General features: G+C 73.6%; 12 protein-coding genes. 5 read left to right on the top strand and 7 right to left on the bottom strand.

Annotation, left to right across the window (positions count from 1 at the left end):
* The first annotated feature begins 46 nt into the window (after positions 1-46).
* Positions 47-2,095, top strand: coding sequence for an amylo-alpha-1,6-glucosidase (locus tag ACZ6S0_RS22020; protein ID WP_465920579.1), 2,049 nt, complete (start codon positions 47-49; stop codon positions 2,093-2,095).
* A 26-nt stretch (positions 2,096-2,121) separates the two neighbouring features.
* Here the strand turns inward: ACZ6S0_RS22020 and ACZ6S0_RS22015 are convergent, their stop codons facing one another.
* The 3 genes from ACZ6S0_RS22015 to ACZ6S0_RS22005 are packed head-to-tail and all read right to left on the bottom strand — an operon-like array spanning position 2,122 to position 9,634.
* Entirely contained in the window at positions 2,122-2,637 is a 516-nt protein-coding gene (locus tag ACZ6S0_RS22015; RefSeq protein WP_465920577.1) for a hypothetical protein, read from the bottom strand.
* An 11-nt stretch (positions 2,638-2,648) separates the two neighbouring features.
* Positions 2,649-9,254: a hypothetical protein gene (locus ACZ6S0_RS22010; protein ID WP_465920574.1), complete on the bottom strand. Its 6,606-nt coding sequence runs from the start codon at positions 9,252-9,254 to the stop codon at positions 2,649-2,651.
* Complete coding sequence (locus ACZ6S0_RS22005; protein ID WP_465920573.1) at positions 9,254-9,634, bottom strand: YbaB/EbfC family nucleoid-associated protein; 381 nt, start codon at positions 9,632-9,634, stop codon at positions 9,254-9,256. Before ACZ6S0_RS22005 ends, ACZ6S0_RS22010 begins: the two co-directional genes overlap by 1 nt.
* Before the next feature lie 83 nt (positions 9,635-9,717).
* Here ACZ6S0_RS22005 and ACZ6S0_RS22000 point away from each other — a divergent pair, with 83 nt between their 5' ends.
* The 3 genes from ACZ6S0_RS22000 (at position 9,718) to ACZ6S0_RS21990 (ending at position 13,127) form a co-directional block, all read left to right on the top strand.
* Complete coding sequence (locus ACZ6S0_RS22000) at positions 9,718-10,023, top strand: hypothetical protein (protein ID WP_465920569.1); 306 nt, start codon at positions 9,718-9,720, stop codon at positions 10,021-10,023.
* Between the two features lie 73 nt (positions 10,024-10,096).
* Entirely contained in the window at positions 10,097-11,005 is a 909-nt protein-coding gene (locus tag ACZ6S0_RS21995; protein WP_465920566.1) for an RNA polymerase sigma-70 factor, read from the top strand.
* A 139-nt stretch (positions 11,006-11,144) separates the two neighbouring features.
* Positions 11,145-13,127 carry an APC family permease gene (locus tag ACZ6S0_RS21990; RefSeq protein WP_465920564.1) on the top strand — a complete coding sequence of 661 codons (1,983 nt, stop codon included), beginning with the start codon at positions 11,145-11,147 and terminating at the stop codon, positions 13,125-13,127.
* Here the strand turns inward: ACZ6S0_RS21990 and ACZ6S0_RS21985 are convergent.
* Both ACZ6S0_RS21985 and ACZ6S0_RS21980 read right to left on the bottom strand, forming a co-directional pair.
* Positions 13,124-13,903: an aminotransferase class IV family protein gene (locus ACZ6S0_RS21985; protein ID WP_465920562.1), complete on the bottom strand. Its 780-nt coding sequence runs from the start codon at positions 13,901-13,903 to the stop codon at positions 13,124-13,126. The two genes, ACZ6S0_RS21990 and ACZ6S0_RS21985, sit on opposite strands and share 4 nt — an antisense overlap.
* Before the next feature lie 159 nt (positions 13,904-14,062).
* The gene (locus ACZ6S0_RS21980) at positions 14,063-15,271 is read right to left on the bottom strand and encodes a cytochrome P450 (RefSeq protein WP_465920560.1); all 1,209 of its coding nucleotides are present in this window, start codon (positions 15,269-15,271) and stop codon (positions 14,063-14,065) included.
* Between the two features lie 369 nt (positions 15,272-15,640).
* Here ACZ6S0_RS21980 and ACZ6S0_RS21975 point away from each other — a divergent pair, with 369 nt between their 5' ends.
* Positions 15,641-16,090, top strand: coding sequence for a PPC domain-containing DNA-binding protein (locus tag ACZ6S0_RS21975; RefSeq protein ID WP_465920558.1), 450 nt, complete (start codon positions 15,641-15,643; stop codon positions 16,088-16,090).
* A gap of 79 nt (positions 16,091-16,169) precedes the next feature.
* Here ACZ6S0_RS21975 and ACZ6S0_RS21970 read toward each other — a convergent pair whose 3' ends face one another.
* The gene (locus ACZ6S0_RS21970; protein WP_465920556.1) at positions 16,170-16,946 is read right to left on the bottom strand and encodes an LLM class flavin-dependent oxidoreductase; all 777 of its coding nucleotides are present in this window, start codon (positions 16,944-16,946) and stop codon (positions 16,170-16,172) included.
* A 122-nt stretch (positions 16,947-17,068) separates the two neighbouring features.
* Positions 17,069-18,517: a serine/threonine-protein kinase gene (locus tag ACZ6S0_RS21965; RefSeq protein WP_465920552.1), complete on the bottom strand. Its 1,449-nt coding sequence runs from the start codon at positions 18,515-18,517 to the stop codon at positions 17,069-17,071.
* Between the last annotated feature and the right edge of the window lie 338 nt (positions 18,518-18,855).

Below are 18,855 nucleotides of genomic sequence, written 5' to 3'. Positions count from 1 at the left end.
CAGGATTAGATCGTTCAAATCAACGGAGTGTCAAGGGGTTCTCACAGTGGCCGACCATCACCTGCAACCGCTGCTGCACGACCTCGTCAGCACCGTCCTGGCGCCGACGACCGCGCTCAGCGGCACCGACGGCCAGATCAGGGCGGCCGGGGTGCAGGGGCTCTTCCACGCCGACGCACGGGTGCTCTCCCGGGCCGGGCTGGAGATCGACGGCCGCGAGCCGGAGCCGATCGGCCATGCCGTACCGGCCCCCGGGGTCTCCCGCTTCGTCGGCCTGGCCCGCTGGCTCGGCGACCCCGGACCCGACCCGACCGTCCGGATCGACCGCGTACGCGTGGTCACGCCGGGCGCCATGGACGAGGAGATCACGATCGCCTCCACCGCCGCCGAGCCCGTCACCTGCACCGTCTCCGTCACGCTGAGCTGCGACTTCGCGCCCATCGAGGTGGTCAAGTCGGGCGGCGCCGCCGACCCGCTCCCGCCCGCCGTGAGCGGCGGCGAGCTGACCTGGCAGACCGGCGGCATTCGCGTCACCGTCGCCGGTCCCGGCTTCGAGGCGGACGGCGCCGGGCTGCGCCGGGTGGTGACGGTCGCGCCCCGGCAGCGGGTCACGTTGCGGTGGGGCGTCAGCGTGGAGGACCCGAAGGCGGCGGTGGCCGCGCCGCCCGGCCCGCCGGAGTGGAGCCGCCCGGAGGTCGAGGCCGACGACGCCCGGCTCGTCCGGCTGACCCGCCAGTCGCTCGACGACCTGGAGTCGCTGCGCCTCACCGAGACCGGCGTGCCGGGCGACACCTTCCTCGGCGCGGGCGTGCCCTGGTTCCTGACCCTCTTCGGCCGCGACAGCATCTGGGCCGCCCGCATGCTGCTGCCGCTCGGCACCGAGCTGGCCGCGGGCACCCTGCGCGTGCTGGCCCGCCGCCAGGGCGTCAAGGTGGACCCGGGCTCCGGCGAGGCCCCCGGCAAGATCATGCACGAGCTGCGCAGGGGCGAGTTCACCGTCAAGGGGAACGGGCTGCGCCTGCCCGCCGCCTACTACGGCACCATCGACGCCACCCCCCTGTGGATCAGCCTGCTGCACGACGCCTGGCGCTGGGGCATGCCGGAGGACGAGGTGGGCGCGCTGCTGCCGGTGCTGGAGGCGGCGCTCGGCTGGCTGGACGAGCACGGGGACGCCGACGGCGACGGCTTCCTCGAGTACATCGACACCAGCTCGCGGGGCCTGGCCAACCAGGGCTGGAAGGACTCCGGCGACGCCATGCGCTTCCACGACGGCAGGCAGGCCGAGCCGCCCATCGCCCTGGTCGAGGTCCAGGGCTACGCGTACGAGGCGGCCGTCGCCGGGGCCGCGCTGCTGGAGGCGTACGGCAGGCCGGGGGCCGAGCGCTGGCGCGACTACGCGGGGCGGATGGCGGAGCGCTTCCGCGCGCGGTTCTGGGTGGACGCCGGCTACCCGGCGCTCGCCCTCGACCGCGACAAACGGCCGGTCGACGCGCTGACCAGCAACATCGGGCACCTGCTCGGCACCGGCCTGCTCACCCCCGCCGAGGAGTTGCGCATCGCCGAGACGCTGCGGGACCCGGCCATGTCGGGGGCCTTCGGGCTGCGGACGATGTCCACGGCCGACGCCGCGTTCAGCCCTCTGTCGTACCACTGCGGCTCCGTCTGGACGCACGACACCGCGATCGTCATCTCCGGACTGGCCCGTTCCCGCCACGGCGGGGCGCTCGCCGCCGACCTGGCCGAAGGGGTGCTGTCCGCCGCCGAGGCGTTCGGGTACCGCCTGCCCGAACTGCACGCAGGGGACGATCGCGCGCTCATGGGGCGGCCGATCGCCTACCCGGCGTCGTGCCGGCCCCAGGCGTGGTCGGCGGCGGCGGCCGTGACCCTCCTTCAGGCCGCCGTCGGGCTGTATCCGGACGTTCCCGGCGGCCGGGCGGTGGTCCGGCCGCTGCCTGGCGCGCCGCTCGGCGCGCTGGCGGTGCGCGGGCTGCGGGTCGCGGGAGCGCCGGTCGACGTGGCGGTCGACCGGTCCGGGGCGGTGCGCGTCACGGGACTGCCCTCAGGGGTCTCGCTCGCGCGGCAGCCGGGCGACTGAGAACGGCGGGGCTCGCGGTCAGGGTCTCAGGGGCTGGTACGTGCGTTCACGGTGATCACGCCCGCCGTGTGCAGGCTGGTCAGCAGGCTCCAGTCGTCGGCCGGGTCGAGCCAGACCTGCAGGTCCGCGGGGCCGCCCGGCCGGGGCAGCGCCCCTTGGGGCTCGTAGTGGGTCGCGACGAGGACCAGGGGGACCGGCGCCTGCCAGCGTACGGGGGCGGGCGGCTCGTGCCGTCCGCCCAGGATCACCGCGCGTTCGGCCGGGCCGCACGCGTCCAGCCGCCCGTCGGCCGCGAGCCGCGCCTGCAGCCTGACCTGGACGTCCAGGGCGAGCCGCACCCGCGCCGCCGCGCGCTCCGCGCCGGTGGCGAGCCCGTCGTAGCCGGGGACGAGCATCCCGACCAGCTCGACCGGCTCGTCGGCGTAGCCGCGGCGGGTGCCGCCCGCGTGGATCATCTCGAAGCGGTACGGCCGGCCGTCGTCCTTGGCGGGCGGGACCGGCGGCGGGGCCGTCGCCGAGGTGTTGCGGATGATGACAGCCATCGGGCGGCCTCTCATTCGGAGCCCATCGGGGGGAGCGTCCAGCGGGTGGCCGCGTACAGGGCGGTGATCTGCGCCTTGTCGGCCTCCCGCCAGAACAGCTCGTCCACCATACGGCGGAAGGAGAGGCTGCCCGCCTCGGTGAGGTCCGGCTCGGGGACGCCGCGGAAGCGCTCGGCGTGCGTGCCCAGCCGGTCGTGGTGGCCGCCGTTGGGCGGGAGGCCCAGCGTCGCGAGCCGGAGACCGGCCTCCACCGTCGCGAGAGAGAGCTTCAGATGGGCCTGGATCACCGCCGGGTCGAGCGAGCCGTCCCACACCCGGAACTCGACGTGGTCCTTGGCCGACCCCGCGATGCCGTCCAGATTGAGCACGACGTTGCGGCGGGTGTCGGCCTGCCGCACCGCGCTCACCGACGCGTAGCCCGTGCCGGGCAGTTCGTTGGGGTGGCAGTACTCCAGGCCCCGGTGGCTCTCCAGCTCGGGATTGTGCGCGAGCCGGAAGAACGTGTCGGTGTGCCGCTGGACGTAGGTCACGAGGGTGACGTGGTTCGGCACGAGGTGGTCGTAGTCGAACGTGCCGACGTGGTTGTGCCCGCCGGTCCTGACACTCGCCCATCCGCCGTGCGACTGGATGATCTCGCAGGCGAGGGCGAGGTTCTGCCACGTGGCCCGCTCGTCGTACAGGATGGGCGGGACCAGCTCGCCTCCGACCGAGCTGTCCATCTCCAGCAGCCACAGGCCGCGCCCGCCGTCGCCGGGGCGTCCCGAGCGGTAGCCCCGATCCTTCATGGCGTGGTACGAGTGCGCCTGGGCGTCGGCGGTGAGTCCGGCCTTGTGCAGGTCACGGGCGAGAGCCAGCCTGCGCTCGCCGATCCCGAGCGGCGGCAGCTCGAACTCGATCTCCGGGCCGAACCCGCGGCCGCCTTCGCGAGCCCCCAGGAGCGCGGTGGCGTCCTCCATCATGTAGGGGACCACCTGCTCTCCCCTGACCGCGCGTCGCACCGCCGACTCGTACGCGCGCCGGTACGCTGCGAAGTCCCTCGTGTAGGACACCTCGGGGCGGTCCGGCCAGCGCTGCCACGACCTGGCCCGAGCCTCCAGCGCGACGACCCGATCCCGCGCCACCGCGACCAGGGGATCCCTGACGGGCAACCGCGACAACGCGCCGCGGCGGAGCGGATGGGCCCGCTCGTACGCCTCCCGCGCCTGCGCGTGCTCGCGGATCGCCGCCTGACGGGCGTCCCTGACGGCCGGCGGGGAGAGGTCGTGCGGCCCCGGCGTCTCCAGTCCCTGCGGCCCGACCGGCTCCAGTCCCTGCGGCCCGACCGGCTCCAGTCCCTGCGGCCCGACCGGCTCCGGCCGGTTCGCGTCGTGGGTCAGGGCGTCGAGCACCTGACTCCGATCGACCGGCCCGAACAGGTCGAAGCCCGCCCGCTGGAGCTCGGCCGCCCGTGCCGCCAGCCGTGGCGCGGAATGGTCGAGGCCCGCGTCCCCCGCCAGGCGGCGCAGGGGGTCCAGCGCCCACATCCGCGACGGCGACTCGGAGCCCGTGATCTCGGTCAGCCGGGCCAGCGCTCGCACCTCGTCGTGCCCCAGGCCCCGGATGCCGCGGTCGGCCGCGATCGGCAGCCCGTCCCACAGGTAGGGGTCCCGCGCCCGGTGGGTGGCGAGGAGGTCGGCGACCTGCTGAGGGCCGCGTACCCGGGAGAGATCGGCGCCGTGCGCCCGCGCGTCCTCGGCCAGGTGGACGAGCTGCTCCACGTGGCGTCCCTGCCCGACCTGCTCGGCCAGGCGCTCCAGCGGAGAGAGGAAGGAGTCGGGGACCGTGTCGCGGCGGGGGGTGACCAGCTCGTCCAGGAGGGCGAGCGTGCGGGTCGCGTCCACGGTGGGATCGGTCACGGCGTACCTGTCGGCGAGCAGCGCGCCCTCCCACAGGCGCGGGTCCTCCAGCCGGAACCGGTCCATGGCCGCGAGGAAGTCCGCGGCGCTGGTCCGCACGACCGGGAGGTGTCCCTCGTGGAAGGCCGCCTGGACCACCGGGATCAGCTCCCGGGTGGTCCGGAGGCCGTGCTGTTGCCGCAGGGGCCGGACCAGGCTTTCCGCCCTGCTCCGGGTGTAGGGCTCCCCTGTCATCGCGAGCAGCAGCCCCACGGTCCGCGCCTGCCCGGGGGTGACCTCCCTCAGCCCGAACACGGACCGGTGCTGTCGTCCCGTCCAGCGGAGCGGGTCGACCTCCATGGCCCGGCTGAGCACGGCGACCAGGGCTGCCCGGCCGCGCGCGCTCTCCGGGGACAGGTCGGCCATCCGGGCATCGTGGAAGAGATCCACCAGGGCGTCGGTTTCGAGCGCCATGTCGAACTCGGCGGCCACGTCGCTGATCGCCCGCCGCGGGTTCGGTTCGCCGAGAGCCCGGCTCATCGACGCCAGGGCCAGCGCCGTCCTGTCGCTCTTGTCGGTGACCGGCAGGCCCTCGGCCAGGCGGCGGCCCTCGGCCAGGAGTTGCTCGTCCGGCCCGCCGCCCCGGTTCTCGGGGGCGCCGTTGAGCAGCCGTTCGATCCGGTTCGCCGGGCCGTCCTGGGCCGGTCCTGCGGGGTCCGGGGGGTCGCCCGGCGTCCAGCGATAGACGATCGCGGCCGCCTCGGCGAAGTTGCGGGGCCGCGCGTCCGCCACCCCCCAGTGTTCGCCGGGGAACGGCGGGCCGGGCACCCGGGGGTCCTGCCCGACCCGCCCCGCCCCCTCCCGGACGGCCGCCCCCGCGGTGGCCTCCTCGGGCGCGACCGCCTTCGGAACGGCCACATCTGGGGTCGCCGCCTTCGGAGCAGCCGTGTCCGGGGTCGCCGCCTTCGGAGCGGCCACGTCCGGATTTGTCGTCTTTGGGGTGGTCGCGGCAGGTTCGTGGCCCATCAGGACGTGTTCGAGCTCCGCGCGCAGGCCGGGCCACGCGTGGGCGAGGTCCGGATGCAGGTCGAGGCGTGACACCTCCCGCAGCGGCACCCACACGTTGTCGAGGGACTCCATGGACGCGGGCCACACGTCGGCCAGGCTGAACATCTCGCCGATGACCGTGTCGTGCACCCAGCCGCCGTGGTCGTCGCGATGGACGCCCCGCACCGTCACCTCGCCCGGATCCAGCCGGTTCCGCTCGGCGACCCCGCGGAGAGCGGCGGGGACCGGGTGCTCGCCGCCGTCGCGCGGGCTGCCGGGCAGATCCCAGGTCCCCCCATGGTCCGTCTCCATGGAACGCAGTTGCATGAGGACGCGGACGTCGTCACCGGAGACGCGGTGGTAGGCCAGCAGACCCGCCTGCCCTTCGGCCCCCCGGTGACTGTGTCCCAGCGCGCACTCCGTCCATCGGTTGGAGAGCTTGGCGGCCTGCCAGCCGGGCGGCAGGCCGGCCGTGCCGGGATCGGCCGGGACGACGTGCGGCGGGTTCCGCACGGTCACCTCGCCCGGCCCGGCGAGCAGCACGAACTCGCCGAGCGGAAGCACGCCCAACCCCGTCCACGGCGTGGACAGCACGCGCGAGGCGGGGAAGACGCCTGCCATGACCACCCCCTCGCCCAGGCCGGTGTACCGCTTGGCCACGCTCTGCGCGGAACTCCACGACTGCAGCGGCAGACCCGGTGGAGCCTGGACGACCTCGCCGTCGGCGACGCCGTCCAGGCCCGCGATCGGGTAGCCCTGGTCGAACCGCATCCCCCGGTAGAGCACCAGCTCCTCGATGCCGTACCGGGCCAGCTCGCGCTGGGTCAGCTCGTACTGCGCGCGAAGGAAGTCACGCCGCATGTCGCCGCTGTTCGCGTAGTACTTCCTGGCGGTCCTGTTGCGGCTGGAATCTCCGTACGTCTGCAGGTCGAGGAGGTTGGTCAGACCGAACTCGTCGGCCGCAGCCAGGTTCATGGCCAGCCGCGCCGGCAGGATCTCGCCCACGCCCAATCCGTACGACTTGAGAAGCTCCTCGACGGCCAGGCGCCTGGCCGTTTCCAGCGCCTCGGGCGAGTCGAACGGCATCTGGCGGAGGATCCGCCGGCCCTGCGCGGGCTTGCCTGGGCCGTCCGCCAGGGAGTTCCTGTCGACCGCCAGCCAGGTCCTGATGGTCCTGCCCTCGACCTGTCGCTCGGTGAGCACAAGGTCGAACCCCGGATCGCCGACCCGCTCGCGCAGCCCCTGTTTCTGGCCCCCGGCGAGCATGTCCTTCGTGGACGAACGCATCGAGTCCATCAGGCCCTTGACCGTGGTGGCGTCGGACGTCTTCCAGCCGAGAGCGCTGACCGGGCTGTACTGGCCGTCCTGGCTGAGCAGGGCCGCCACCCGGCGCGTCGCGGGCTCCATCTGGCCCGGGTCGTCGGGCAGCGCCCTGGAGCGGACCGCGGACGGGCCGGGGTCGCCCTGGCGGAGAGGGCCGGTGGCGGGTCCGTCCAGGGGTCTCGCCGGGGCTCCCTGGTCAGCGGGACGCGGCCGCCCGGCCGCCGCCTCCGCCACGGTCGCTGGAGGGGGATCAGCGAGGGCGGCCTCGGACGTTCGATCCCCACCGGTCGGCGCTTCGGCGGGACGCACCGTGACGGGCCCCGCCACCGCCGTCTGCGTCGCGCCCGTCCCGTCCGCGGCCCGTCCGCCCTGATCCGGGAGCGGCCCTGCCCGATCCGGGAGCGGCCCTGCCTGGTCGGAGGGACGTCCTGCCCGGTCCGGGAGTGGTCCTCCCCGGTCCGGGAGCGGTGCTGCCTGGTCGGGGGGACGCCCCGCCGGGTCAGGGGAGGGTGTCCTGGAAAGCGGCGACGCCTGCGGATCGCCCGCCTGCGCGGTGTCCTGGGCCCGTGGAGCGTGGGGCGCCGGGAGGGCGGAATCGTCAATGCGGGACTGACCGGCCCGGTCGTGGGTCCGGTCGTGACCGGCCGGTGGCGGTTCGGCCGCGCCGCTCCTTGGTTCCGTACGGCCCTGGGCACTCGGCTGGGCCGCCTCCCGTTCCGAGGCGCCGTCGGAGGCGCTGTCGAGGGCGGGAGGGCTGTTCGCCGACATGGTGGCAGGGAGCAGCGAACTGCGCGGCAGACTCGCCGGGCTCCCGGCCTCGGCCCGCGGGGCGGCGGGGCCCGCACCGTCCGCGGGCGCAAGCTCGGCGGGCGCACGCCCACCCGCAGCCCGCTCAGCCGGAACCCGCTCACCCGGAACGCGGTCACCCGGGGCGCGGTCACCCGGAACGCCATCGCCAGGGGCGCGCTCTCCGGCGGCCTGCTCGCCCTTGACGGGGTCGGCCGAGGTGGGATCGGCAGGGGTGGGGTCGGCGGGAACCCGCCCGGCCGCGGCGCCGTTGGGCGAAGCGCCGTTGGGCGAAGCGCCGTCGGCGGGAGGTCGGCCGGGCTGGGCGCGTTCGGCCGTCGGGGGTTCCGGTGGGCGGGGCGGTGGTGTGCCTCGGCCGGTGCCGTGCCCGCCGCCGTCGGGCACGGGCGTCTCCCTGCGCCCGACGACCTGGCCCGCGACCGACTCACCTTGGTAGGGCTGGGAGAGATAGATAGTCGTCCCTGGGGGAACCTTGCCCAGGTCGTCGGGAGTCCCTCCGGCCGCGCCCCGCAGGGGTGGCGGCGGCGGGCCGGGGTCGGCGCCCGTGGTCAGCATCGTGCCGATCTCGCCGCCCGGAGCGTACGCCGAGCCGGCACCGGACGGACGACCGCCGATCGCGTCGTTCATCGGCAGGTAACCCACCCGAGCCGCCGCCGGGACGTCCACACCCCCCGCGACACCGGAGATGAACGCATAGGCCAGATGCTCGGCATCGAGTTGCCCGCTGAGCGCCAGCCCCGGGACCGACCCCCCGGTGGCCGCCACTCCGCCCACCAGCGCCTGCCCGTACAGGCTCTGCGTGATCGCGACCACCCTGTCGCGCACCGCCAGCTCGGCCTTCGACCCGAGATACACCGTCTGCCGGCTCAGCAACCGCGACAACCCCGCGTTCGCGCCGGTGAACAGCACCCCGGTCAGCGCCCCGCTCCCCACCGACACCGCCAGCGAGCCGAAGTCGATGTCGCCCGCCTCGCGCACCCCGAACCCCCACTGCAGAATCTGCACGAGGGCGTCCAGCCCGCCCATGATCCCGCTGAACAGCAACGTGTTACGCAGCACGAGCTTCTTGAACGTCTGAATGCTCATCCGCGTCATCAGCGCGTGGTGCTGGATGAGCCGTAACACCCCCGGACCGTTCGCCGCGATGAACACCAGCAGCCGGACGATCATCAGGCCGAGCAGCGCCAGCGACGCGTAGATCATCCACTCGGTGTGCTCCATCCGCACGCCGTGCTGCCGCAGGGACGCCGCCTCCTCCCGCAGCGCCCGCTCCAGCAGATCGATCAGCGTCTGCCGCTCGCCACCGCCCCCCTGCTCCCCACCCAGCATGGCGAACAACCGCTCGAACGCGGCCTTGGCCGGTCCCTGCCACGCATGGCCGCTCAGCAGCCGCGCGACCGAGCCCGCGCCGTCCGCCTTGATCGCGGCCAGATCGTCCGCCAGGCTCTCCAGCGCCCGCGCCTCGGCGATGATCCCGGGCACGTCGGCCTCGGGAACCGCGCCGCCCGTCAACGGCAGCGCCAGCGGCCTGACCACCTCGGGCACCAGGCTGAGGTCGAGCCCCATCAAGTGGCGCCGGGCGGCCGCGGGAGGAACGACTCGAAGTCCGTCCCCTCCCCGAAGAGGTCGTCGAAGGGCAGGTCAGGCACGAAGGGCTCCATCAGCTCCTTCATCCCGGCGGAGACCTGCCGGGTCGCGTGCCCGATCTGCTCGACGACACAGGCGGACAGTTCGGACGGCGACAGCCGGCGATAGACGCGGGGGTCGAACTCGATCGTCCGCACCTCGCCGCGGGGGCCGACGGTCACGGTCACCATGCCGTCCTCGGACGTCGCGGTCGCCGACAGCTCCCGCACCTTGCGCTGCATCTCCTTGAGCTGCTCGGTCTGCTGATTGACCTCCTGAACGAGTTGCTCCAGCAGCCGCCACGGCTCGTCCGCCGTCATCCGCCGTCCCTCACAATCATCACTTAAGCATCAAAAGTCTCCTTTACACCATTGTTTAGGCACTTTAGGTAAGCTGCCTACTCGTGGACCTCGATGGCGTCGCCTACAGCCCCAGCCACCTGAACCGCCTGGCGTGCACGGCGGACGGCATGGCCGGGGACGTGTTCGGCGTGCGGTCCGGGTTCGAGACGTCGTGGGGCGTGACCCGTACCGCCCTGGGCGACGACGACTACGCCAGGACGTACCTGCAGGCGAAGGGCGGGCGGCTGGAGGGCATCGCCACCGGGCTCAGCCTGCTGGCCGTCACTCTGCTGGAGCACGAGAGCAAGCTCGGGCGGGCCTCGGCCACGTACGAAGCCTGCGAAGACGCCGGCACCCTGCGCGGCTGACGGCCGCTGCCGTGATCCACCCCTTTCCGGGTATGCGGACGGAAACGATCGCCGGGACGGGGGGACAACGACAGTGACGGACGCGGCACCGCACAACGGATCCGGCGATCCCGGCGATCTCGACCGGGCGGCGGCGGTGTTCGACGGCGTGCGCCCGCGGCTGTTCGGGATCGCGTACCGGATGCTGGCCGGCGTGAGCGAGGCCGAGGACCTGGTGCAGGACGTCTGGCTGCGCTGGCAGGGCTACGACCGGGCCACGGTGGACAACCCGGCCGCGTTCCTGGCGACGACGACCACCCGGCTGGCCATCAACGCCGCGCAGTCCGCCCGCGTCCGCCGCGAGACCTACCTCGGCCAGTGGCTGCCCGAGCCCGTCGACACCGGAGCGGACCCGTATCTCGGGGCCGAGCGCGGCGAGGCGCTGGAGTTCGCGGTCCTGCTGCTCCTGGAGCGGCTCTCGCCCACCGAACGGGCCGCGTACGTGCTGCGGGAGGCGTTCGACTACCCCTACGGCCAGATCGCCGGGATCGTCGGGCTCAGCGAGGTGGCCGTGCGCCAGCTCGTCAGCAGGGCCCGCAAGCGCGTACGCGTCGAGCGCCGCACGCCCGTGCCCAAGGCCGAGCAGCGCAGGCTGCTCACGGCGTTCGTCAGCGCGGCCCGCTCCGGCGACCTGGCCGCGCTGGAGGAGCTGTTCGCCGCGGACGTGGCGAGCTACTCCGACGGCGGCGGCAAGGCGCGCGCCACCCGGTTCCCGGTGGTGGGCGCGTCGCGGGTGGCGAAGTACGTCAGGGCGTTCGCCCGTCACTTCTGGGCGGGCGTCGAGGTGGCGTGGGCGCAGACCAACGGGCAGACCTCCGCGCTGCTGAGCCGCGACGGCGTGGTCTTCACCGTGCTCACGGTCAACGCCTCGGCGCAGGGCATCGACCAGGTGCTGTGGATGATGAACCCCGACAAGATCACCGCCGTCTCCCCCGAGGACTGACGCCCGGCCCGCACAGCCCGCGGGGCGCCCCCGTCCTGGCCGGCGTGGGTCGCGTGCGGCGCGCCACCAGCCTCCGCGATCACCCGGTCGATTACGCTGAGTGACGAAGGGAGACCGCGATGCATGTGACCGCCGCCCCGTGACGGAGTGGGCGAAGCGCCTCCTGGTCGGCCGGCCGCTGCGGACCAAGAGCCTCCATCGGCAGCTCCTCCCCAAACGGCTGGCGCTGCCGGTCTTCTGCAGCGACCCGATCTCGTCGGTGGCGTACGCGACCGAGCAGACCATCATGGCGCTCACCCTCGGCGGCCTGGCCCTGCTGCACCTCACGGGCTGGGTGGGGGTCGCGATCGTGGGCGTGCTGGCGATCATCGTCCTGTCCTACCGGCAGACCTGCTACGCCTACCCGAACGGCGGCGGCGCGTACGTCGTCAGCCGCTCCAACCTGGGCGTCAACGCCGGCCTGGTCGCCGCGAGCGCGCTGCTGGTCGACTACGTGCTGACCGTGGCCGTCTCGGTCGCCGCCGGGGTGGACGCGATCACCTCGTACGCGCCCGGCCTCCAGCCCTGGTCGGTCGCCCTGAGCGTGGCCTGCATCGCGGTGCTCACCGTGGTCAACCTCAGGGGCACCCGCGAGTCGGGGCGCGGGTTCGCCGTGCCCACCTACGCCTTCATCGCCACCGTCTACGTGATGTTCCTCTTCGCGGCGTGGCGGCTGCTGACCGGCGAACGGCCGCGCGCGATCAGCGCGGACTTCACCATCGAACCCTATGTCCAGCCCGCGGGACTGGTGGCGATCTTCCTGGTGCTGCGGGCGTTCGCCTCGGGCTGCACCGCGCTGACGGGCGTGGAGGCGGTCAGCAACGGCGTGCCCGCCTTCCGCCCGCCGAAGAGCAGGAACGCGGCCAACACGCTGGCCGTCATGGGCGTGCTGTCGATCACCATGTTCTCCGGGATCACGGCGCTGGCCCTGCTCACGGGCGTACGGATGATCGACCCCGACCATCCGGGCCGGATCGCCGGTGCGCCCGCCGGCTACGTCGAGCCCACGGCGCTGGCCCAGATCGGCCAGGCCGTCTTCGGCGGCGGCATCCTGTACGCCCTCCTCCAGGCGACCACCGCGGCCATCCTGATCATGGCCGCCAACACCGCCTACAACGGCTTCCCCATGCTGGCCTCCATCCTGTCGGCCGACTCGTTCCTGTCCAGGCACCTCCACAAGCGCGGTGACCGCCTGGTCTTCAGCAACGGGATCCTGCTGCTGGCCACCGCCGCGGCCGTGCTGCTCGTCGTCTTCGACGCCAACAGCTCCCGGCTCATCCAGCTCTACATCATCGGCGTCTTCGTCTCGTTCACGCTCAGCCAGGCCGGCATGGTGGTGCACTGGCAGCGGGAGGGCGGGCCGCGCGCGCCGGGCGTCCTGCCGCGGCAGGCGATCAACGCGGTCGGCGCGGTGGTGACCGCCGTGGTGCTGGTGATCGTCCTGACCACCAAGTTCCTGAACGGCGCCTGGCTGGTGTGCCTGGCGATGCCGGCGCTGTTCCTGACCATGAAGGGCATCCGGCGGCACTACGACCAGGTAAGCGTGGCCACCCGGCCGGGCGCGGCCGTGGATCACCCGTCCGGCGGCCACGCCATGGTGCTGGTGTCGCGGCTGAGCGCCCCGGCCCTCCAGGCGGTCGCGTACGCGTCGGTGCCCCGGCCGGCCGGGCTGGAGGCCGTACACGTGTGCGTCGACGAGGAGGAGACCCGCGAGCTGCGCGAGGGCTGGCAGCGGTACGCCCCCGACGTGCCGCTGACGCTGATCGACTCGCCCTACCGGAGCACCGTGGGCCCCATAATCGACCACATACGCAAGCGCCGGGCCCGGCACGCCGGACAGCTCGTCACCGTCTACATCGTCGAGTACGTGATCGGACGCTGGTGGGAGCGGGCCCTGCACAACCGCATGACGGCACGGCTGCGCAAGCGGCTGCTGCTGGTCGGCGGGGTGACGGTGACGCTGGTGCCGTACCGGCTGGCCTCGGGTGAGCGCCGCGCCGCGGAGCCGCGCCCGCCGCGCCGGGCCACCCGCCTCGCGCTGCTGGCCGGGCGCACGCCGCCGCGCGACCCCGGCCCGGATTAGAGGCGTTCGGGAGGGATCTCGTCGTACTCCTCGCGCAGGGTGTCGAGGATCGGGTGCTCGCCGGGCAGGACGACGTCGTCGATGAGGCCGATGGGACGGACGCCGATCGCCGCGTTGGTGGCGAAGGCGGCCCGCATGCCCGGCAGGTCTCCGGAGTGGACCGGCCGCACGACCGTGGCGTCGTGAGCCCGCTGGAGCAGGCGCATGGTGACCCCGTCGAGGACCTCGGCGCGCGGCCAGACGACGTGTTCGCCGTCGAAGAACCCGGCGTTCCAGGTGGTGCCCTCCGAGACGAAGGACCTGTCGTCGAGGAACAGCGCGTCGTCGAAGCCGTCGAGCTGGGCCGCGCGGCGGCTGTGCAGCACGCCGAACAGTCCCACGTTCTTCACCCGAGGCAGGGTCCGCTGGTGCCGCGTCGTCCGGACGCGGAGCGGGGGGAGCGGCAGGGCGGGCGCGGGCCGGGTGGTGACCAGGATGCGCGGGCGCGCCGCGGCCCCGGGGCGGCTCACCTCCAGGTCGGGATCGAAGACGGTGACGCGCACGACGACCGTGCCGTCGTCGCCCTCGACCGCCTGCCGGATGTACGCGCGCGCCCGCTCCTGGTCGAGGTCGGCCCCGAACGTGACCAGGCAGTCACGCCCGAGCCGCTCCAGATGCAGGGACAGGCCCCGGACGCGCCCGCCGTCCACCCGCAGCGTGGTGAAGTGGCCGTAGTTGGCGAGCCCGAGGGCTTGGAGCATGTCAGCGGAGACGGGTGTCCCGTCGAGTAGCGCCATGGCGCGAGTATCGCAACCGCCCCCGCCGAAGGGGGCACCGGCCCCGGTCGCGGCCCGCTCGCCCGGCCGCCCGGCCGCTCTCGCGGGCCGCCGCGCGCGGTGTCCCGTTCCGGCCCGCTCACGTCGCGCGGACGTGCGCGGGCCGGACCCCACGGTCGGTTACGGCTGGACGACCAGCGGGAGCCTGCGCACGCCCGTCATGGTGGGCGTGGGCAGGAACACCGCGGGGTCGCCGGGATCGGTACGCAGTGACGGGAGCCGGTCGAGCAGGATCCCCATCGCGACCCGCCCCTCCAGTCTGGCCAGGGGCGCGCCCAGGCAGAAGTGGATGCCGCGGCCGAAGGCCAGGTGCGGGTTGGGGTCCCTGCCGGGGTCGAAGACGTCGGGGTCGGGGAACTGGCGTGGATCCCGGTTGGCCACCGCGGCCCAGAGCAGGAGCATCTGGTCGGCCGGGATGGTCACGCCGCCGATCTCGGCCTCGCGCGTGGTCGAGCGGCCCAGAGCGGCGAACGGGGTGAAGAAGCGCAGCGCCTCCTCGATGGCCGCCGGGATCGTGGACCGGTCGGCGCGTACCCGCTCCTGCTGCTCGGGGAAGGCGTCCAGGGCCACCACGGTGTTGCCCAGCAGCATCGTCGTGGTGATGTGCCCGGCCAGCAGCAGCAGGATCGCGAAGTTGACGACCTGGTCGTCGGGCAGCCGTTCGCCGTCCACCTCGGCCTCGACCAGCTTGGTGAGCAGGTCGGCACGGGGCTGCCGGCGGCGCTCGGCGGCGTGGTCGGCGAGGTACCTCGTCATCTCCCGCCACGGTTGGAACGCGGCCTGCAGGTCCGCGTCCTGGGTCTCGGCGGGTTCCTTCAGTGAGATCTTCTGGTCGCGCTCGAACAGCCCGTCGGCCCACTGCTTGAACAGGGCGCGGTCGCTGCTGGGCACACCCAGCAGCTCGGCGATGACGATGACCGGCAGCGGGTAGGCCAGGTCGGCCACCAGCTCCAGCCGTCCGCGCTCTTGCGCCGCGTCGAGCAGCTCGTGCGTGAGAGCCGCGATCCTCGGCTCCAGGTCCGCGACGATCCTGCGGGTGAACGCGCTGCTGACGAGCTTGCGCAGCTTGCCGTGCTCCGGCGGGTCGATCTGGGTGAGGAAGCCCGACAGCGAGAACTCCTCGTCGTCGGGCATCAGACCCTTCGGCAGCACGCGCATGGTGTCGGAGGAGAACGTCGCGGGGTCACCGAGGATGTCGTGCAGCTCGGGATGGCCGTAGACGTTCCAGATTCCGGTGGCGGGATCGAACTCGACCGGCGGGCCCGATCGCGGGCCGTGCAGCCAGAAGTGGTGTTTGGAGATTTCGTACCGCTCGACGATGGTCGCCATCGCCTCTCCTCAGTCGTAGATCCGCTTCTTCGGTGATGACCTTCCACGGACGGAGGACGAGCACACACCGATCCAGGTCCGCGGTCGGTCGCGTGATTCGGTGGGTTGCTAACGCGGGACGAACCTGTGCCCGCGGGCACGGAGGTGAGACATCGACCCCCGGCACGCGACGACTCGGACGGCCTCGTGGCGATCTTCGGCGGGCACGGGCGCCTCCCCATAGTCAGCCCGACATCACATTGCCGACCAGACTTCCCGGCGCTCCACCATCGACGGTAACAGCGCTCGACCGGCTCCGCCAGACATGCGTGACGGACGTCACCACGAAAGCGCCCGGTTGGGGCCCGGCCCTGCGGGCAGGGGTCGCCCATGCGTAGCAAGCGGCTCGCCGTCGATGTGGAGCAGTCCTACGTGGTCGTGTTCGACGAGGGCGAGGAGGTGGTGAGCGGTCTCACCGAGTGGGCCGCGGACATCGGGGTACGCGCCGCCCGGCTGACCGGGATCGGCGGGTTCCGCCGGGTCACGCTCGGCTTCTTCGACCCGTCCCTGCGCGACTACCGGCGCATCCCCCTCGACCAGCAGACCGAGGTGCTGGCGCTGATCGGCGACTTCGCCATGGACGCCGAGGGCCGCTCCCCCCAGTTGCACGCCCAGGCGGTCGTCGGGCTCCCCGACGGCGCGGCCAGGGGCGGCCACCTGCTCAGCGGCGAGGTCTTCCCCACTCTGGAGGTCATCGTCACCCAGTCGCCCCGCTATCTGGGCCGCCGCCACGACCCCCGCACGGGCCTGACCCTCCTCGACCTGGACATCGGCCCATGAGCCGTCATCCGTACGGGCCGGACCGCGGCACCGGGGCCGTCAGCGGGCACGTACAGTCCGGACCTGGGCACCGGAGCCGTCAGCGGGGCGGACCGGCGGAGATCGTCGCGCGGGCCTCCTCCGGCCCGCCGCGCCACCAGCCCATCGCCTCGACCCACCACGTCATGCCCGCCGCCGCGTAGCCGTCGACCAGGCCGTCGGCCGCCCGCCCCTCCAGCACCACGTCGAACCCGTCCAGCGAGCCCCGCTGCTCCCGCAGGAAGTCCACCACCCGCGCGAACTCCGCGACCGGCACCGCCCGCTCCCGCCCGTGGTCGCGGAAGGTGGGCATCGCCCCGTCCCACCGTACGGCCCGCAGGAACCCCGCCCGCGTCGGCCACCGCCCCGGGCACCAGACCGGGATCCTCGGCCGCTGGACCGGCGACGGCGGCAGCCGTTCCCACAGCCTGGTCACCTCCTCCAGGCCGCTGTCCAGCAGGGCGGCGCGGGCCTTCAGGTCGGGGTCCTCGCCGAAGTCCGCGTACTCGGCGTCCTGCGACCCGAGCCCGGCGCCGAAGACCAGCCTCCCGCCGGACAGCACGTCCAGCGTCGCGGTCTCCTTCGCCACCGTCTGCGAACGCCGCCGCGGCAGTGCCACCATCAGCACGCCGATCCGGACCCGGCGGGTACGGGCCGCGATCGCCGACAGCACCACCGTCGGGCTCACGACCGGCCAGGCGGGATCGTGGTAGGTCAGGTGATCCCACAGGAAGACCCCATCCCAGCCGTGCTCCTCGGCCGCGACGGCCAGATCGACCAGGAGCGCCGGATCCCCGAACGCTCCGACGTTGGGCAGCCCGACCGCGAATCGCACCATGCCCCAAGGCTATGCTCCCGAAGATCCGGCCGCCCCTCACCCGCCCCCGCGGACGGAGTGTCGATCGGCCACGTGGGACGTCGTCGAGGCCCACGTGGGTGCCGCATCGCGCCCCCGTCCCGCTACAACCCTTCGACCAGGGCCACGATCACCGAGATCAGCGCGATAGGCCCCATCACGGCCACGCTCACCACCGTCGCGCGGTGGCCGGGCAGGAGGCGGGCGAGGGTGCGTGAGGCGGTGCGGCGCACCGCGCCCGCGCCCGGCAGCACGAACAGCCCCAGCGTGAACACCCCCGCGGCCAGGGACTCCGCGTGCCCGGCGCTCAGCCGCCCGGCCGTGTTCAGGAAACCCGCGGCGGCCAGGCCGACCGCCAGCGACAGCGCCAGATGGCCCGCCGCCACGAGCGCGGACTTCGACAGCGTCCGCCCGGTGTCGCCGAAGTAGTGGTCGCCGACGCGCAGCGCCAGCGTCAGCCCGGCCACCACCAGCCCCACGACGACCGGCATGACGACGGTCAGCGCCGCCAGCGTCACGAGCCCGAGCACCCCGACGAACCCGCTCCCGGCCAGGAACCGCCGCAGGTCGAACGGCTCGGCGGGCTCGGCGGGGCGCGGGGCCGGGCGGCTCTCCTCCGGCCGGTCCGCCTGGACGGTCGGCGCCGGGTGCTCCTCCCGGTGCGCCGGGCCGTACTCGACCGGCGGGAGCAGGTCGGAGACGGTGTGCATGGTCAGCGTACGGCTGCCGAGCCGCGCGCCCTCGCCGGACCGGGCCGCCGGATCGAGCGCCCCGGTCATCCGCAGCAGCTCCCGCGCGCCGGGCCGGACCGCGGGGTCGACCTGGAGCGCCCGGCCGAGCCAGTCGCGCAGCCAGGCGGGCGCCCGGTCGAGCTGCGCCCGGCCTTCCATGGTGTTGAAGCAGACGGCCTCGAACGTCCCGGTGCCGAACGGCGGCTGCCCCGTGGCCGCGAAGAACACCGTCGAGGCCAGCGCGTGCACGTCGGCGGCCTGGGTGATCTGCGAGTCGCGGATGATCTCGGGCGCGAGGTAGCCCGGCGTGCCGACGAACATCCCCGTCTGCGTGAGCCTGGCCGCGTTCACCAGGTGGGCGATGCCGAAGTCGATGACCAGCGGCTCGCCGTCGACCAGCATGACGTTGGACGGCTTGAGGTCACGGTGGATCACCCCGGCCGCGTGCACGTCCACCAGCGCCCGGCACAGCCCCTGGGCGAGCTTGATGACCTCGCGCGCCGCCAGCGGGCCCTCGGCCAGCACGGTGTCCTCCAGCGTGCGGCCCGCGACGAACCTGGTCACCACGTACGGCTGCCCGCCCGCCAACTCGGCGTCGATCACCTCGGCCACGTACCGGCTGCGCACCCGCCGCATGGTCTCCACCTCGCGGAAGAGCCGGTCGCGCGCCTTGAGGTCGGCGGCCACGTGCGGGTGCAGCACCTTGATCGCCACTTCGCGGCCCCCGGCGTCGACACCGAGGTGGACGACGCCCATGCCGCCCTCCCCGATCTTCCCGATCACCCGGTAAGGGCCGAGATGCTCCTGCGCCTGCGTGCTCATTCCCGACGTCATCCTCCGCGTTCCCCATCGCACCGTGCTCCCGGACGCCCGGTGCTCCCATACGCCCACATGCCCGTAAGCCCGCAAGCCCGTACGTCCACAAGCCCGAATGCGTACAAACCCGCTCGCTCGGGCCCGGACATTGTCCCGCAGCGTCCCCCCGAGATGCACAGTAAGCGAAGATCTGGCCGAGTGCGCCGCCGCAGCGGGCCACCGGAGCCCCACCGGGGCCCCGCCGGACTGCTGGCCGGCCCCGGAAAGCCCGTGCCCGCCGTTCCCCCACCCGCCTCGTCCGGATCTGTCCGGTCTCGTCCCTCCGGCCCTCGTCGGGCCCGCCC

The sequence above is a fragment of the Nonomuraea sp. NPDC051298 genome (assembly GCF_055586305.1).
This window is presented reverse-complemented; position numbering and strand designations above follow the sequence as displayed.

Bases quoted from the DNA above. Each gene is read 5' to 3' on its own strand.
- ACZ6S0_RS22015 (WP_465920577.1), bottom strand. From the start codon at position 2,637: ATGGCTGTCATCATCCGCAACACCTCGGCGACGGCCCCGCCGCCGGTC.
- ACZ6S0_RS22010 (WP_465920574.1), bottom strand. From the start codon at position 9,254: ATGGGGCTCGACCTCAGCCTGGTGCCCGAGGTGGTCAGGCCGCTGGCG.
- ACZ6S0_RS22005 (WP_465920573.1), bottom strand. From the start codon at position 9,634: ATGACGGCGGACGAGCCGTGGCGGCTGCTGGAGCAACTCGTTCAGGAG.
- ACZ6S0_RS21985 (WP_465920562.1), bottom strand. From the start codon at position 13,903: ATGGCGCTACTCGACGGGACACCCGTCTCCGCTGACATGCTCCAAGCC.
- ACZ6S0_RS21980 (WP_465920560.1), bottom strand. From the start codon at position 15,271: ATGGCGACCATCGTCGAGCGGTACGAAATCTCCAAACACCACTTCTGG.
- ACZ6S0_RS21975 (WP_465920558.1), top strand. From the start codon at position 15,641: ATGCGTAGCAAGCGGCTCGCCGTCGATGTGGAGCAGTCCTACGTGGTC.
- ACZ6S0_RS21970 (WP_465920556.1), bottom strand. From the start codon at position 16,946: ATGGTGCGATTCGCGGTCGGGCTGCCCAACGTCGGAGCGTTCGGGGAT.
- ACZ6S0_RS21965 (WP_465920552.1), bottom strand. From the start codon at position 18,517: ATGAGCACGCAGGCGCAGGAGCATCTCGGCCCTTACCGGGTGATCGGG.